We start from the raw sequence: 2,547 nt of genomic DNA, 5'->3' as shown, positions 1-2,547 counted from the left end.
CTCCTACACCTCAAGAAACGCCCCAGGCCTGTTTTGACACTTAAAAAGCAGCCTTCGGAAGAACTACTTCAAACGTCACTCCCGGCTATGATTCTTCTCCCTTTGCCGAACGCAATTGTTAACGCTCTACGGAGCTACGAGGATACAAATCAGAAACCACTATAGGCTGTCTGTCAGAATCCGCTAAAATGCGGATTCCATCGTAAGTCTCAGATCTGCGCAGAGTGCCCTCCGAAAGCGAGGAGGCATTATGCAGAGTCACAGTAGAGATTTTCCCCAGATCGTCCCACTCAAAGAGTGTCCGATTTATTTCGGCTTCAGTGCCGCAACAGCCACCCGGCTGGTACGGCAGGGAGACATCCAGATCGCGCGTCTCGGAAAAGCCGGTATTGTCACAGCCTCTGTTCGAGAGATGATCAAGCGCAAAATCCGTGCCGCCGCACGCAATGAGACCGACGTTCCTAATCTGGGCACGCTGCTAACGCAATATCATGACTTACCTGCGCTCCTTCATATGAGCCACGTTGAAAGACATTTTCACTTTTCCCGCAGCACCGCCTACTGCCTTGCTAAACAACGTCACATCACCACCATCAAAATCGGGACTGCAAGACTGGTCGTGGTCGACCTGCTGCTGGTGTCCCTTCAGCAAAAAACCGTTGTGCTGTGCACAAACGACTCTTGCGGGAGCGCTTCAGGTGATTCACCATGAGCCCGAAGCATCCGGCTGAACGGCCCGCCAGTCCAGACCGTTCGCTCGCTTTAAAGCCTTTAAAGCCAGACAGAAACAGCCCTTCAAGTGCAGAGAACCACCTACGAACGGTTGTGCGCCTTCTTGCACAGAGTGCAGCACGAGAGTGGTTTGAAGCAGATCAGTTACGTCAGCAGAGCGCCCAGAAAGGCGCCACATCACCAGGAGACAGACCGCCATGAAAGGTGCCCTTTATGCGCGTTATTCTTCGGACAACCGGCGGGATGCGTCCATTGAAGATCAATTCCGGGCGTGCCGGGATTATGCTGACAAACAGGGCTGGACGATTATCGACAGCTATTCTGACCGGGCCATTTCAGGAGCGTCCTTGATCCGTCCGGGGATCCAGGAGCTCATCACGGATGCCAATGCGGATCGCTTGCAGATTCTCCTGACAGAAGCGATGGAGCGCCTGTCTCGCGATCAGGAAGATATTGCCGGTCTGTTCAAACGCATGAGCTTTGCTGGGGTAAAGATCGTCACGCTTTCAGAGGGTGAGATCAATCATCTCCATATCGGCCTGACTGGCACGATGAATGCGCTCTATCTCAGGGAACTGGCGAACAAGACCCGGCGGGGTCTACGCGGCCGCATCGAACTGGGCAAATCCGGTGGCGGCCTGTGCTACGGGTACGATGTTGTCAAACAGCGCGACAGTCATGGCGAACCGATTTGCGGAGAGCGCAGCATTAATGACGAGCAGGCCCAGATCGTCCGACGGATCTTTCGGGACTATGCCGACGGCAAATCCCCCAAAGCCATTGCCCTTTCTCTCAATGCCGAAGGCATCGCGGTCCCCTGTCCGGGGCCTGGAGTCCGTCAACGATCAATGGCAACCGGGAACGCGGCACCGGCATCCTCAACAACGAACTCTATATTGGCCGGCTATCTGGAACCGCCTGCGCTACATCAAGGACCCGAGCACCGGGAAACGCGTCTCCCGCCTCAACCCTGAATCGGAATGGGTTCTTCAGAACGTGCCTGACCTCCGGATTATCGAGCAGGATCTCTGGGATGCGGTCAAAGCCCGCCAGAGTAAAACGACCTGGTCGCAGAAATCCCGCGGTAACGGCGTTCATCCCCTCAACGCCCTGCAACGTCCGACCCATCTTCTGACAGGCCTCATCAAATGCGGCTGTTGTGGCGGTGGCTTTTCGATGATCTCACAACATCACCTCGGCTGCTCAACCGCCCGCAACAAGGGCACCTGCGAGAACCGTCTGACGATCCGACGGGATGTTCTGGAAAAATCCGTGCTCAACGGACCGCGGACCCAGATGATGGACCCTGCGCTCTTCAAAGAATTCTGTGAGGAGTTCACACGTGAGGTTAACCGTTTGCGGATGGAGAAAGGGGCCGATCTGGTCGCTCTGAAGTCCGAGCTCCCCAAAATCGAGCGCGAACTGGACAAGGCCATTCAGGCTATTCTCGACGGCGTCCCGGGATCACGCCTCAAAGACCGCATCGGTCAACTTGAAGCCCGCAAGGCGGAGATCGAAACACGACTGGCCGACGCGCCTACCCAGCCTCCCCTGCTACACCCCAACATGGCGGAACTGTATCGCCAGAAGATCGCGACGCTCCACGAGAGTCTTCAAAATGAAGTCAGCGGAACACGGACGGTAGAAGCGATCCGTTCTCTGATCACACGGATCCGCCTTATTCCCGAGAATAGGGAGCTCGGGATTTTTCTTGAGGGTGATCTGGCTGCGATGCTGGGATTTGCATCAAACAGGAAAAACGCCGAGCGTCACCCGGACGCTGGCGCTCTAGAGAAGTTCTTGGTGCAGGGTACA

1 protein-coding gene and 1 pseudogene are annotated in these 2,547 nt (G+C 55.8%); both read left to right on the top strand.

What is annotated here, in order from left to right; translation table 11 throughout:
- Nucleotides 1-250 precede the first annotated feature (250 nt).
- Nucleotides 251-712 carry a hypothetical protein gene (locus tag GKO01_RS15640; protein WP_099287792.1) on the top strand — a complete coding sequence of 154 codons (462 nt, stop codon included), beginning with the start codon at nucleotides 251-253 and terminating at the stop codon, nucleotides 710-712.
- A 217-nt stretch (nucleotides 713-929) separates the two neighbouring features.
- Nucleotides 930-2,547: pseudogene (locus GKO01_RS15635) on the top strand (recombinase family protein); the annotation flags it as partial.

This window comes from Gluconobacter kondonii (assembly GCF_002723995.1).
GTDB classification, from domain to species: Bacteria; Pseudomonadota; Alphaproteobacteria; order Acetobacterales; family Acetobacteraceae; genus Gluconobacter; species Gluconobacter kondonii.
This window is presented reverse-complemented; position numbering and strand designations above follow the sequence as displayed.